General features: G+C 48.2%; 8 protein-coding genes. 5 read left to right on the top strand and 3 right to left on the bottom strand.

Annotated elements, in window-relative coordinates; genetic code table 11:
- The coding region (locus tag GX135_04885; GenBank protein NLN85424.1) for an N-6 DNA methylase at positions 1 to 2,678 on the bottom strand (2,678 nt) is incomplete at its 3' end.
- Entirely contained in the window at positions 2,669 to 6,025 is a 3,357-nt protein-coding gene (locus GX135_04880; GenBank protein NLN85423.1) for a helicase, read from the bottom strand. The genes GX135_04885 and GX135_04880, both read right to left, overlap by 10 nt.
- A gap of 748 nt (positions 6,026 to 6,773) precedes the next feature.
- On the opposite strand from GX135_04880, the gene GX135_04875 reads away from it, so the two are divergent.
- The 3 genes from GX135_04875 to GX135_04865 are packed head-to-tail and all read left to right on the top strand — an operon-like array spanning position 6,774 to position 9,854.
- A complete protein-coding gene (locus tag GX135_04875; GenBank protein NLN85422.1) occupies positions 6,774 to 7,418 on the top strand; it encodes a DUF47 family protein in 645 nt (214 codons plus the stop codon).
- Between the two features lie 9 nt (positions 7,419 to 7,427).
- Positions 7,428 to 8,924: an inorganic phosphate transporter gene (locus GX135_04870; GenBank protein ID NLN85421.1), complete on the top strand. Its 1,497-nt coding sequence runs from the start codon at positions 7,428 to 7,430 to the stop codon at positions 8,922 to 8,924.
- A gap of 45 nt (positions 8,925 to 8,969) precedes the next feature.
- On the top strand, positions 8,970 to 9,854 hold the full coding sequence (locus GX135_04865; protein NLN85420.1) for an AEC family transporter: 885 nt from the start codon (positions 8,970 to 8,972) through the stop codon (positions 9,852 to 9,854).
- Between the two features lie 139 nt (positions 9,855 to 9,993).
- Here the strand turns inward: GX135_04865 and GX135_04860 are convergent, their stop codons facing one another.
- Positions 9,994 to 12,117 (bottom strand): T9SS type A sorting domain-containing protein, encoded by a 2,124-nt coding sequence (locus tag GX135_04860; GenBank protein NLN85419.1) that lies wholly within the window; start codon positions 12,115 to 12,117, stop codon positions 9,994 to 9,996.
- Between the two features lie 594 nt (positions 12,118 to 12,711).
- Here GX135_04860 and add point away from each other — a divergent pair.
- Positions 12,712 to 13,779, top strand: a complete 1,068-nt coding sequence (add, locus tag GX135_04855) for an adenosine deaminase (protein ID NLN85418.1) — start codon at positions 12,712 to 12,714, stop codon at positions 13,777 to 13,779.
- Positions 13,776 to 14,360, top strand: a complete 585-nt coding sequence (locus GX135_04850) for an SIS domain-containing protein (GenBank protein ID NLN85417.1) — start codon at positions 13,776 to 13,778, stop codon at positions 14,358 to 14,360. The genes add and GX135_04850 overlap by 4 nt, the downstream gene beginning before the upstream one ends.
- The last annotated feature ends 61 nt before the right edge of the window (positions 14,361 to 14,421 follow it).

The raw sequence follows: 14,421 nt of genomic DNA, 5'->3' as shown, positions 1-14,421 counted from the left end.
ATATCTCCAAGTTTAACAAGCTTTTCTCTGGCTTTTTCCATGATGGTGAAATAGATATTGGGAGCTTTGATGTAGATTCCACCCCATTTGGATCCTTTATACTTGTTCTCCTCGCTGTTGTCCCAGCCTTCCTTGCTTAATTGCTCGCGGCTGACGGGATTGATTCTGAGGTCATCAATATCCGTGCGTTGGTTGGAGCTTTCTATTAGCTGGAAGTTTTCCAAATACAAGGAATTCTCAAAAGGAAGCTTGAAAGCCACAAAGCGGATAAGGTCGTCATTGCGGACAATTTTTTGTCTGGCACCAATCAGGGTGATGACAGTATTTATTTTTGCTTCTTTGAACACGCGTTTGGCAAGGCTGTCGATAACATAATGGATTTGACACCGTTCCAGCAGGAACTTTTGCAGCCAGGCACCAAATTCCACATCCAGCCAGGAGTTTGAACAGATATAGGTGAGTATGCCCTTGTCGTTCAACAGTTTTATGCCCCTGATATAGAAGAAAGTGTAGAGGTCACTTTTCCCGCTGATGCTTGGTATATCCTGAGGAAAATCCTGGTTTACCATCTCTTTGAGCAGGTCTTTATAGTCTTTGTTTTTTTTGATGAGTCCAAGCGGGTCATCGATTTGTTCCTGTGCCACATAGGGCGGATTTCCCACCACGATGTCGAAACCGCCTTTTTCCATGAAGATTTCGGGGAAGTCTATTCTCCAGGTGAAGGGCAGGCTTTTTGTGTTCATCTGGTTGAGTTCATAATTCAGTTTAGCAACCTGGTATTCCAGCTCTCTAATCTCATTTTTCTGTGTTTTGGAGGCAAAATCAATCTCGTTTTGGATGTCTGTGTCCAGGAAGCTGGATTGCACCTCCTTAGCGGGGCCACCCTTCATTCTGGAAATTTTTAAGTTCAGTTCCTTCTTTTGCTTGTCCAGAATGCTGGTGTAGAGATTCTTGTGCTGCCGTTCGATTTCGTGGAGCTGCTGGGGGCATTTATTGTTGTAATACTGGGTTTTCAACGTCACAAGTTCGTCTATCTTGCGCTTGATATCCGCGGCGATAATGCCTTCGCCAGAAACGGGAAAGAGGCTGCTGCCCAGCATTTGGATGAGGGAATCCCCCTGCCTGATTTTGAAATCGAAGGAAGGCAGAAGCGGCTCCTCGCTGTGTTTAAAATCATCATCGGCTTCAATGAGCAGGGTTATCCAAAGCCTGAGTTGGGTAATCCACACCGCCCATTGTTTCACTTCCACGCCGTAGAGGGATTGAAAGATGATGCGTTTTTTGCGTTCATAGCCGCTGCCGAGAGGTTTATCCGGTTTGAAATGCTCATGGATGCTGTTTTCGATTTCATCAATCACGTTCAGCATGCCAACCGCGAAGGCACCGGAACCGATGGCAGGGTCGCAAACGGTGACTGTTTCCAGTTTGTCCAGCAAATCATTTGCTTCAGGTTCTGTAAAATCTCCCAGAGTGCGTTCGCCGTCGTTGCCATATTCCGGGAAGAAAAGTTTATAAAGGTTTTCCAGGCTGATGGATGTCAGACAGTTTTGCTGCAGATATTTCACCAGCGAGAGGCGGCACATGAAATCCACTTCCAGGCGGGGTGTGTAGATGGCGCCATGCGCTTTGTTAATCAGCTTTTCAAAGATGATGCCCAGAAATTCCGGGTTGAGTTCCAGTTCCACATCGTAAAGGGTGTTTTCCTCCAGAGTAAAATTGTAGCTGAAGAGGAAATCCAAAAAACCCTTGATGGCGCTGTCCGTGATGAAGAGGGCTTCGGTGTCATAATCCTCATGAGTGCGGAAAAGGCCGCCATTCAGATAGGGCGCGGAAACCAGATGGGATTTGAAGGGTTCGGGGATGTGGGGAAAACCGGATTTATTTTTTTGAGAGGGTGCCTGGTTCAATGCCGTGAAAAAGAGTGGGGTCAGAAGGTCTTGATAGATGCCGCGTTGGTGGATTTCGGGGTCGTAAGCTCGGACATAATCGCGGATAAAATTCTCGTTATCCCCCAGCCAACCTTTCTTTTGGACGAAGCCCAGAAAGATAACCCGAATCACGAAAAGCAGGGCAAAATTGCCGCGGAGTTCGTCGTCAACATCCATGTCAAAGCTGTTTTTGATGCCTTGCTGGAGCAGAGCGTATTCTTTTTCGAATTCCCGGTAGAATTCATCAGACACCTTATCCACTGAAAAGATGTCTTTTAGCTGGGCCATGGTGTTTGCTTGATGCTTGTTTAATTGCTGCAAATAGGTCTTGTTGGCCAGGCTGGCGCTTACATAGAAAGAATGTCTGCGATAGTTGCTGAAGCTTCTTTTGGTGCCCTTGTAAATCGGATAAACCAGGCTGAGACGGAAGGAGTGGGATTCATCATAAAAGATGAAGATGCCAGCCTGGGACCTCTGTCCCGTGATGATATCTTGGGCTATTTTGAGCTGTTTGATTCTGGAGCTTCTTTCGGTGAGGATGCCACTGACCTGAAGCATGAAAATGCCGCATTTGGCACCATCATCAAACTCCAGACTGCCAAGGGTTGTAATATTGGAGAAAAACTCGTCTGCATATTGGGTCAAATCATCATGTTTTTCGATGAAGGCTTCAGAGGATGTTTCGAAGTATGTAATCCAGTTTTCAGGGGAAAAATTCTTTGAGAGTACGATGTTGGCGTTTATTTCCATATCCGGTTCTCCACAGCCACAATCACCTGCTGTTCATAGGCTTTCAGGCCGTCCTTTACCTTTTTCAGATAGTTGGCGCCGAGGGTGGCGCTCAGTTTTTCAAGTTCCTGGGCAATCATTTGATAATCAGGCTCACCACTGTTTTCCCAGGCGCTGATGTTTTTGAGGGTGTTTTCCGGGAGAGTGCCATAGTTTTCAATGTCGTCCCGCAGCATGATGATGAAAGCACGCCAGGGCATGAGTTCAGCATTATCCTGTTCCAGGAGGTAGGACAGGAAATTGAATGCCTTGGCGGAATTGCTCTGTTGGGATTGTTTGTAGCTGAATTTGGGGGCTTCCTCTTTCAGCAGGTTGTAATTCTGCCAAAAATCATCGCTGAGAGGCAATTGCTGTGTATCCGGACCACATTCAATCATCCGGAGCGCTTCCTCGATGGGCAGAGGCATCAGTTGTTCGTTTTCATCCATGAAATCCTTGCAGACACTGAAGAGCTTTCCCTTGCGGATGAACATAATCAGGGAATCAGTATTGAAGGGTTTGGCGGTTTTGACCCGGATGGGCATTTCATCCAAGGCTTTCACGCGGTCGGGATGCTCTTTTTCCCAGAGGCGCAGCAGTTTTTTGAGTTTTGTGTAGAGGCTTTCCTGTTCCAAGCTATCGGGATGAGCCTGCACCTTGGCAAAAAGCTTGGCGGGGCTGGGCTCTTCATCGGCGTCGAAAATGCGGGCGTCTTCTCCCAAGGTTTGATGAATCATAAACATTTTGTGGGAAGCGATTTCACGGCTCTTAACTATATCCGCGCCCTTTTCCGTTGGGAAGAAATTTGTGATGTGGAGGGTGTCGAACACCTTTTTGCTAATCCTGTTGATGCGGCCAACCCGCTGTATCACTCGCACAGGGTTCCAGGGAATGTCGTAATTTATCACCATGGCAGCCCGGTTCAGGTTGAAGCCTTCGGAAAGCTTGTCTGTTGTGAGCAGCAGGTCATATTTATCATGTCGTTTGGATTTGGGATGGGCGGCGTCAAAATTCGCGTTTACCTCTTCCAGAAGATGTTTGCTGGATTTTCCAGTTATCACCAGAACCCGGTTTGGGAATTTCTCTTTCAGGGTCGGTTCCAGGTATTTGATCGTGTCGGCATACTCCGAAAAAATCACCAGCTTTGGCTTTGGCTCACGCTTTTGGGGAACCGTCTGGAGAGCGCTTTCCACGTTTTGCAAGAGGGCTGAGCGTTTAGGGTCATCTTCCACCAGAGCCAGAGCGTCAATTTCGTCGATTATTTTATCAAACAACCTGATGTCGGATTCGATGTCGGCAAAAAACTCATCTTTGAGGGCGAATTTGTTCACATCGTAAATCCTGAATTTTTGGCTGTCTTCATCTTTGTTTTCTTCCGCAAACTGGCGCAGCATTTCATCAATCTCATCCGGGTCATCACAATCAACCCTGTTTATCAGCTCGCGATTCAGCAAGTATCTGCCATTTGAGCCCTTGATGAATTCTTTGATTTTTTCATAGGTTTCCCTGATGTTGACAATGCTCTGGCGAAAAGCGCCAAAAGAACTTTCAAAGCGTTTCACCATTTGGCGGCGCATGAGGTTGAAAAGGTTGTTTTGGTTCAAGCGGTCTATCTGTTCCTGACGGCTGAGTTTTTCTTCATTTTCGGTGTCGCCTTCATAGCGGTAGGGCGTGTAGATGGGGCCTTTGAACCTCTCAGCGCTTTCGGTGTCGTCTGTGAAATAAAGCTCAATCACATCGTCGTAGAATGCGGATTGCTGGGGGGTGAGGTTGTAATACCATTCCTGGGGATTGTCGATTTTGGAGAGTTTTTTAACTTCATCCCGATAGTCCGGGTCGTTCATCAGGTCCAGCCTGTTTCTTCTAATCGTGACCGGTTCAATCACTTCCCTGATTTGCTTTGAGAGCAGGGCAGCTCTGGCAAGCACTTTGGATTTATTGATTTTATCTTCGCCAAAGATGGCTGCGTATAGCCTTGTGGCTTTCTGGAGTTTTTCGGGGTTTTTTGACTGCCAGTGTTTGCGAATGAAGGCAAGGGCTTCGAACAAGTTGTTGTAAGAGCGGAAGATATCCACCAGGTTGTCACCCAGGGTGATGTTGGATTTTTTGGGAACGATAAACAGGCTGAGCAGGGAGAGGATGTCCGCGGGGGAATTGTTGAACGGAGTGGCGGTGAGTAGAATCACGATTCTGCCCCGGCAGATGGTTTTTAGTTTTTCATAGGTTTGGGTTCTGCTATTGCGATAGCGGTGCGCTTCGTCCACAATTATCACTTCGATGCCATCGGTATTGCCGATGTATTCAATGATTCCATCCAAATCGCCCCCGGAACGCACTTCCCAATCGTATAATTCAAAATCTTCCTTGTATTTTTTCCAGCCTGAGCCTGCGCTGTCGTCTCCTATCAAGCCTGGTGGACAGATGACCATTCCTCTTTTTTCCAGCTTTAGGGCGATTAGGGAAGCGATGATGGATTTGCCCAAACCAACCACGTCCGCCAAAATGACCCCGCCATTATCCTCAATGATGGAAAGAGCCTGGGAGACGGCATCTGTCTGGTATTTAAAGGATTTGTAGCCTTTTCGCTCCAAGAGGATTGAGATGCGTCTATCCGAGGAATGTTTGTGGAAACTATCCAGCCATGTTTTCACCACAAACATATAGGCATCAAAGGGATGGACGGATTTGAGGAGTGTTTTTTCACGAATGTTGTGGATGAGTTTGGTTTTTTCAGCATCCGTTTCTGTGATTTTGATGGCAGTTTTCCAGAGCTCATCAAAGTATTTTTCCGCCTCTTCAAAGCCGTAATCCGAGATTTCGACGTTGAATTCTTCCCGGTCGCTTAAACCCGCTTTGCTGAGATTGCTGCTTCCCGTGATGAAAAGACCCTGGCTTACCACCTGGGTTTCTTTCAGATTGAACAGATAGAGCTTGGCGTGGTTTGGTCTGGAAGTTTTGCGGAGGATGATTCTGTCGCTGATGATTTGGTCCAGGATATAGTTTGCCTGTTCATAGAATGTTTCGTTGTCGAAAAGGTCGTTATTGATGGCCTCAAGCACCGAAGCATGATAGTCTTCAACGCGTTCAATCCTCTTTTTGCTGGTTTTTTCAGCATATTCAACCAAGCCATAAGTCTGGGAATCCACATTCAGCCCAACCAATATCTTCATGGAAAGATCGGGGTTTGCCTTCAGGCCTTCAATCAACTCGTTGATGCCGGAAAAATAAAAGAAACCCACCAGAAACTTGAGTTCCTGGCTTTCCTTGATGAGGGTGACAAGCCTGGTCTTTAACTGGGCGCTGCCCGTGTTGGTGATGAAATTGCTCATTGGCTGTAATTCCTTCTTGGGGAGCCGCTAACGCAAATTTCCTCAATCGATAACCACCGGTCTTCCATAAATTCAGCTCCTTATTGATAAAAAACCAGTATCGGAAGCAGGTTTATTCTGTCAATGCCAAAATCTGTTTGGTAGAGAAATGGGGTGGTTTGCGGAGTCTGGGTGGAAGAACATTGTGCCAGATGAATCTGGCACCTACGACCGGATGAATCCGGTGCTCCAACTCGCTATTCCGCTGTTAGTTAGCAAGCTTTTTGAACCCTAAAACGTAATCCCTTTTCCATCCTCATTTTCCTGTGTATCCCTAATCTATTAAGAATCACGAGCTGGATTCCTCGCTGGCGCTCGGAATGACGCTTCGGGGCTTTCTGCCTGAAGGGCGGAGCTGGGTGGTCGGCAGAACATTGTGCCAGATGAATCTGGCACCTACGACCGGATGAATCCGGTGTTCCAACTCGCTATTCCGCTGTTAGTTAGCAAGCTTTTTGAACCCTAAAACGATAAAACGACAATCGGGTTAAAACCGGTGCTATGTCAGGCACCATCTCGTCACCTCGCTTGAAAACCAAATCCCTTTTTCATCCTCATCATCCTGTGCGTCCCCAATCTATCAAAAAATCGGCGTTATTGGCGCTATCTGCGTGAACCTACAACGTCAAGCCGCTTTTCTGCTTGACAAAAATGCTTATCTTGTTTTGTATTGTAAGAATCTAATTTCTGAAGCGATTAAGGAGTTGCCATGGCACTGGTGTTGAAAACCACGAAGTTTGTCGAATCTCAAATCGACAGCTTTTTGGATATAATCAGCGATTCCGCGCTGCTTTTTCAGCTTGGCGTGGAGGATTATCTCAAGGGGCGTTTCGAACAGTTTGAAGAACGCCTGTCCCAGATTCGCGAAAACGAAAAAAAGGCGGATGAACTGCGGGTGGCGGTGGAGCGTTATCTTTATGAGCGCACTCTGATTCCCGAAAACCGGGGCGATGTTTTGGCGATTTTGGAAAACACGGACGAGGTGATGGACAACATCAAGGACACGCTGATGCAATTTTCCATCGAAATGCCGCAAATACCTGAGATTCTGGATGATTTGTGGATGCAAACCACCCACGCCAGCACCGCCGCGGTGGAGCATCTCACCTATGCCGTCCGCTCTTTTTTCCGGGATTTGGGACAGGTGAACAACTATATTCACAAGGTCTATTTCTTTGAGCGCGAAGCAGACCAGATGGGAGAAAAGCTGCGCCGGCTGATTTTCGCGCAGGATTTGGATTTGGCGTTGAAAACCCATCTGCGCTGGTTCGCCATCCACACGGAAAAGATTTCGGATTATGCCCAGGCCGTTTGTGACCGCCTGGCAATCTACACCATCAAGAGACAGCTTTAAGCATCATAAATGATATACATTTACCTGATTAGCGGACTTTTTATCGGCTGGACCCTGGGCGCCAATAATATCGGCACCATTTTTGGGGCAGCCGTCACCACCCGCATGATAAAATTCAGCCAAGCCGCGCTGATTGCTTCCGTTTTCTATTTTTTGGGCGCGGTTTTTGAGGGAAGCGGGCCTTCGGGAACCCTGGGCCGATTGGGTTCGGTTGACGCCCTGGGCGGAGCTTTCACCGTGGCGCTGGCTGCCGCGCTGATTGTTTTGGCAGTGGTGCGCACCGGGATCCCGATTTCCATTTCCCAATCAATCGTGGGCGCGCTGGTGGCATGGAACTTTTTCAGCGGCAGACTCACAGACTATCATTCACTGATCACCATCGCGAGCAGTTGGGTGGTCTCGTTTTTGGCTTCGGCGGCGTTCGCGGCTCTCTTGTTCCACATCGTGAGGCGCTGGGTGAACCGCAGTAAACGCCATCTTTTGGAACAGGATATGATAACCCGCTGGCTGTTGGTGATTTTCGGCGCGCTGGGCTCATATTTTCTGGGCGCGAACACGATTGCCAGTGCCGTGGGCGTGTTTGTTCCGGTTTCGCCTTTTCCGGATTTGAGCCTGGGACCCTTCATGATTAGCGGGGTTCAATTTCTGTATATTCTTGGCGCGCTGTCGGTTGTGCTGGGCATCTACACATTTTCCCACCGCGTGATGGGTACCGTGGGCAAGGATATTTTCCAGCTTTCCCCGGTGACGGCTCTGGTGGCGCTGATTGCGGAAACCATTGTGCTGTTCATGTTTTCATCCCAAGGCTTGCAGAACCTGCTGCATTCGCTGGGGCTTCCCGCCATTCCGCTGGTGACGATTTCCTCCACCCACGTGATTGTGGGCGCGGTCACCGGAATCGGGCTTGCCATGGGAGGTAAAAACATACGCTACAGCGTTTTGGGCAAAGTTTCCCTGGCTTGGCTGGCGGCGCCGGTGATGGCATTCGCCTTTGCCTTCGTGGCACTGTTCATCACCCAGAATGTGTTTGAGCTGCAAATCCATTTGCCATTGGTCTATACCGTTGATAAGGAAGCGGTTATGGAGATTGAACGCCGCGAACTGGACAGCAAGGGGCTGAGCTTTGTGAACCTGCGCAGTTTTAAGAGCGAAATGGAACTGTATAAAGAACTTACGCTGGATAAAACCTACAGCCGGGATGAGGCGAAGGAAATCGTTTCCATCTGCGAGGTTTATCCCCTGCAAGTGAATATGGAACTTTTATATAAACGCGGCTTGCAGCGGCGCTTGAAACCCGAGCAAGTGGAAGCCCTGCAAGAACTTGAGGAACGTAAATACAAACGCAGGTGGGAACTGGCACAGGCTTTGGCAGAAGATGCTTCCTGGCAGGGTGTTGCCCAGCCTGAAAGTCCCGCCCAGGAAGCTCAAAATGCCAGGCTGGAAGGCGAACTCGACCTGCTTTACAAAGTTTTTTATCTGCCTCCGGAGCCGGAGAGCGGCAAATAGAAAAACTGGGCATTAATCGAGGAATACCTTATTAAATAATAGCTTATGACCACTCAAAATATCATTCTCGTCCTCAGTTTTGCCCTGGGAATAGCCTTGAAAAGCCTGAAGTTGCTTTCCAAAGATGATGCCCCGGTGCTTTTACGTTTTGTGTTGAGCGTTTGTTTGCCGCCGGTGATGATTTTGGCGATTTACCGTGCCACCTTGAGTTTGGACATGCTTCTGGTGCCCCTGAGCGCCATGCTGGTGGTGGTGATTCTGTATTTCATCAGCAGTTTTGTCGGCGGAAAAATGAACATGGAACGCGGCACTTTTGGCAGTTTCCTCATCTGCACCATGATTATGAACACCGCTTTCGCGTTGCCCTATTTCAAGGCTGTCGGCAGCGATGAACTGGCACTCGCCTCGCTTTTTGACATCGGTAATTCCATACTCATCTTCACTTTCAGCTATTATAATGCCATCAAATTCGGTGCCAATCCCGCCAGCGGCATCCAGTGGAAGAAATTTTTGTCCCTGCCGCCGCTCTGGGCGATTGTTATCGCCTTTGGCATCAAGAGGTTGAATCTGACAATACCCGATACCCTGATTGAATTTTTGGAGGTTTTGGGACAACCGGTGGGTCTGGTGATGATGGTGGCGCTGGGCTTGGCTTTTTCACCCAAAATGCAGCATCTGGGCAAGGCTTCCGTCGCCGTGTTCATCCGCATGGGACTGGGTTTCGCGGTGGGTTTGGGACTGTCCTATCTTTTTGGACTGCATGGAATTGCGCGGGTGGTGGTCATCACCGGTTCGGCTCTGCCCGTGGGATTCAACACCCTCATTTTGGCAGACCGCGAAGGCTTGGATTCCGGCTTTGCCGCCACCATGGTTTCCATTTCCACCCTGATTGCGCTTTTCACCACGCCGCTTTTAATCAAGCTTTTCTGAAGCAACCCGCTTTTCTTCACAATTATGAAAGCCCCTTGCCGGGCTTTTTTCTTTGGCTGAAAAAGGGCGGCCTTTTGGGACCGCCCGGTATTTTTCGTTGCTGGGCACGGGAGAGACGAAATCCGTGCTCCGTTGTATCTTATTTGATTTTCATGAACTTACGGGTTTGCTTGAACGAAGGTGTGGACAGACGATAGAAGTAGATGCCGCTGCTGCAGATGTTTCCGGCATTGTCGCGGCTGTCCCAAATCAGGTTGTGGGCTCCTTCCCTCACTTCGTAGCTGCGCACCAACTGTCCCTGGATGTTGTAGATTGAAAGCGTTCCGGTTTCGTTGGCTTTCACATCGATTTGGATGTTTGTGTTCGATTTGAAGGGGTTGGGATAGGCGTTGCCCATGGTTGTGATTTCCGGAAGCACAGGGGGCACGGTTCCGTCCAAGGTCACGCCGACAGGACCGTAGAACTCGCTGCTGTTGAAGTCCACGGCTTCCAACCAGTAGTAATATGTGCTGCCGATGGTCACATCCATATCAACCAAGCTGTAGCTATGAACTTCGCTGGAGTTTGTGGCAGGAATCATGGGATTATCTGTCAAAATGGCTCCGGCTTGATTGTTGCTGGTGTTGCGATAGACCCGGTAGCCCAGCATCTGGCTTTCGGATTGGCTCACCCAGTTCAACTGCACATAGTTTTGCGCGGTGACAGTGGCACTGAAGCTGCTGAGCGTGACAGGGCAAACATCGTCGCAATAGCCAAACACAAAGTCATCGACGAACAAGATGAAGGCGTTGTCAGAAAGACATTGGATCGCAATATATACTGTTGTGGGCTGAAAAACAGTATCCAAGGCATATTCATAAATGGTCCAATCTGCTGGAACTTCTACGCAAAGGATTTCGTCTCCCAAGAGATATTCCCAATAGTCTTCTTCAGGATCATCACCTTGATAGCTATAAAGTATCCTCATCCTTTCCAATCCATAATTAGCTGTGATGGACTTGGCAAAGAAGCTGAATCTGGCGTATCCGCAATGTTGGAATCCCCTGATCAACCAGTCGTAATTTGGACCGTAAACGGCAGCAAGACATCCTGCCATTTTTTCACCTGAATATGCTTTCCAAGCATCCAATGTGATGGGAGGACTTGTTTGCGATGAATTGAATATGATGAAAGATCCGGTATAGCCTTCATTTGGAAAATAAGTGTTTGTTATTGCGTAGGTTTCAGATTCATCACCGTCATATTGGGTCCAAGGCGGAAAATCCAAAACGAAATCGTCATAGGTATCAAAGGAATCTTCGTATGATTCTCCTGCGCTGAATCCGCGGAGAGCTATGCTATTGACTTTTTTTGCCTGATTTTCCGAATCCTGCTCTTTATTCAACCCGATAACCGGAACGCCATTGTTACATTTTTGAAGCGATTCCGAGCTGTCCTTGGTTTTGTGAAGCAAGGTGATCGGGGTTTTCGCATCATCCTGGAAATTCATTTCGGCAGTAAATTCTACACAGGGATCGGTGGGATCAAATGTCACTGTCCATGAAGCTTCATCGCCCATATCGAGCAAGAGCGGATACTGGTTATTGTCGACAATCAGCGGGAAATTTCCGGGATCCGAGATCTGGGGCGGCGCTGCAATCGTAATGGGCACATTGCCGGTATTTATGGCTTTGAAGACGTGGGGCTTGCAGTTGGAATCCCCTGCCTTGGTCACGCCAAAATTCCAACTGGCATCGCTGAGGGTCAGTTCGGGATTGATGACAATATTGACACCGCTAACCAGATCAATGTATCTGATATTTCCAAAGATGGACACATGTTTGAAAGCGATGTAAATTTCCATGTCGTTGTAATCTGACAGGGGGATCACTGCTTGCTGCCAGTCTTCGGTGAAATCATCAGAATCTCCTGCCCATACCGTTTCGGCATTTGAAAAATCCAGGCTTGTCGATACAAGGACATAGGTAAATTCGCCATCTTCGTCCCAATAGTCCCAATAATCGCAATAATAGAAAGACAGTGTGTTTGCACCATCAATCGGTTTGAGTTTTGGGGTTATAAGCCACCATGTTCCAACTTCGTACCCGGCATATACCGAGAGGTCACCATCATAGCTAACATAATTTGTAAGACTCCATTCAATGGGCTGTGTTCTCCAGCCGAACGGCGGAAAAGTTGAACCTTCGAAACTTTCATTCAGCACATCCGCAAACCCGAAGGCTAACGACATCAGTAGAATTAGTGACAAAACAATACGTTTCATTTTTTTCTCCTTGGTTCTGTGATGTTGTTGTGTGATGCCAAGCTAAATTTCTTGCATTAAAATACCGTACGCATCGCAAAAATACGGCTGTATGCAATCCGAACTCCGCAGTCCAAATATCGACTGCTCTGAGAAAATCTATAATCCCGTCAATAATACCTTGCACCAAGCCTGTTTTGCTCTGTGCATCAACGAGTTCCACTCCTTTATGATATTACACTTCTATAAAGCTGATACCATATTTCAGGAATCGCTTTTTAATATCAAGAAATAAACGCATAAAATCAGATGATTGGAGGTAATAAATATTATATCAAAAAATAGGAGTAAGAAGCCCGAATTTCTTTGCTATAATCATGCTTTGCGACATCCGAGTGTCTTGAAGCTGTGTTGCAATATATCAACAAATTGCAGGAATCTTGGATTTTCTACTTCGGGTCAAAAAACGAGCTTCGTGTTTTTGTGTGATTTGCAATTTGCTGTTCATCTTTATGATTCTGTATAAATTGAGTTTTCTTGGGCAAGTGGAGGAAATTATGTTGACAGCCAAAGCCGGCATTTCAAAATGGCGCACTGTAATAAAAGGAAAATGAAATGAAGATAAATATCACCAGGGAGTTCATCCAAAAACTCCCCAAAACAGACCTGCACGTCCATCTGGACGGCAGTGTGCGCGTTGCGACCATCATCGAGCTGGCGCGCCAATTCAATATCACGCTGCCCACCCTGGACGCGGAGGAATTGAGCAGCCTCATCGTTTGCGGAGACCACACCGAAAGCCTGGAAGATTATCTGCGTGGTTTCGGCATCGTGAACCTGGTTTTGCAAAATAAAGAGGGCTTGCGCCGTGCCGCCTACGAGCTTGCCCAGGACGCCGCCAAAGAAAATGTGCGCTATATGGAAGTGCGCTATTCCCCCATCCTGCATACAGATAAAGGGCTCGAACTGACCGAGATTTCCCAGGCGGTAATCGACGGTTTACAGGATGGAGAACGGGATTTTGGCATCAAAACCGGGGTGATAATCTGCGGTATGCGCCACATGGACCCCGCCACTTCCGTCAAACTGGCAGAACTGGCTGTCGCCTTCAAAAATAAGGGCGTGGTCGGTTTTGACCTGGCTGGAGGCGAATACAATAACCCCGCCCAAGTCCACAAGGAAGCCTTCGCTTTAGCGCTGAAAAACAACCTCAACCTCACCATCCACGCCGGCGAAGCGGACGGCCCGGACAGCATCCATCAAGCTTTGCACATCTGCGGAGCCCACCGCATCGGGCACGGAACCAGACTGCGTGAAGATGGCGACCTGCTGAACTATGTGAACGACCACCGCATCCCGCTGGAAATCTGCATCAAGAGCAATTATCACACCAAAACGGTGACCGATATCCGCAGCCATCCCATTGATTTTTATATCGATTACGGATTGCGCGTGACCATCAATACAGACAACCGCACCATCAGCGACACCACCGTCACAGACGAATATATGCTCGCCCTGAACGAGCTCAAACTGGATTATCCCACGCTCAAAAACGTGATACTCAACGGCTTCAAAAGCGCTTTCCTCCCCTACAAACAGCGGGTTCAGCTCATCCAAACCGCCCTGCGCGAGATGGAGGAAATTGAACAAAACGAGCTGAAATCGAAGGTAAAACCGTGACGCGAAAACTCATCCAAGCTTCTCTTACTGAAGCACTTAAGGGTCTGCAGACCTTTTTGGCGGAACCCGAAAACCTGAACAAGCTGGAAGCTTTTGACCAAATGTTGGCGCAGTGTTTCCAGAGTGGCAAAAAAGCCATCGCCTTTGGAAATGGCGGCTCAATGTGCGACGCCATGCACTTTGCCGAGGAATTCACCGGCCGTTTTCGCCAAAATCGCAAGGCCCTGCCCGCCATTGCCATCTCCGACCCCACCCACATCACCTGCGTGGCAAACGACTTTGGTTTCGAGCAGATATTTGCCCGTGGGGTGGAGGCTTACGCTTCCGAAGGCGACCTCGTTTTGGGCATTTCCACCAGCGGAAATTCGCCCAACGTTTTGGCAGGACTGAAAAAAGCCCGCGCATTGGGCTGTAAAACCGTTGCCCTGCTGGGCGGAGACGGCGGAGAAATCTCCGGAATCTGCGATTTGGAAATCACGGTGCCGGGCGCTACCAGCGACAGAATCCAGGAACTGCACACCCTGATTTTACATATCACCATCGAAGCCGTGGAAAGCCTGCTTTTCCCCCAAACCCCATGAAGGAGACCATTTTGACCAAAAGAACACTTATTTCCTTGATACTATTGGCAGTTGCGGTTTT

It is taken from the genome of Candidatus Cloacimonadota bacterium (assembly GCA_012522635.1).
In the GTDB taxonomy this organism is placed as follows: domain Bacteria; phylum Cloacimonadota; class Cloacimonadia; order Cloacimonadales; family Cloacimonadaceae; genus Syntrophosphaera.
Note: the sequence above shows the minus strand (reverse complement) of the source record. Positions and strands in the feature narration are given on the sequence as shown.

Excerpts from the sequence above, each read along its gene's own strand:
- GX135_04865 (NLN85420.1), top strand. The coding sequence starts at position 8,970 with ATGACCACTCAAAATATCATTCTCGTCCTCAGTTTTGCCCTGGGAATA.
- GX135_04875 (NLN85422.1), top strand. The coding sequence starts at position 6,774 with ATGGCACTGGTGTTGAAAACCACGAAGTTTGTCGAATCTCAAATCGAC.
- add (NLN85418.1), top strand. The coding sequence starts at position 12,712 with ATGAAGATAAATATCACCAGGGAGTTCATCCAAAAACTCCCCAAAACA.
- GX135_04860 (NLN85419.1), bottom strand. The coding sequence starts at position 12,117 with ATGAAACGTATTGTTTTGTCACTAATTCTACTGATGTCGTTAGCCTTC.
- GX135_04880 (NLN85423.1), bottom strand. The coding sequence starts at position 6,025 with ATGAGCAATTTCATCACCAACACGGGCAGCGCCCAGTTAAAGACCAGG.
- GX135_04870 (NLN85421.1), top strand. The coding sequence starts at position 7,428 with ATGATATACATTTACCTGATTAGCGGACTTTTTATCGGCTGGACCCTG.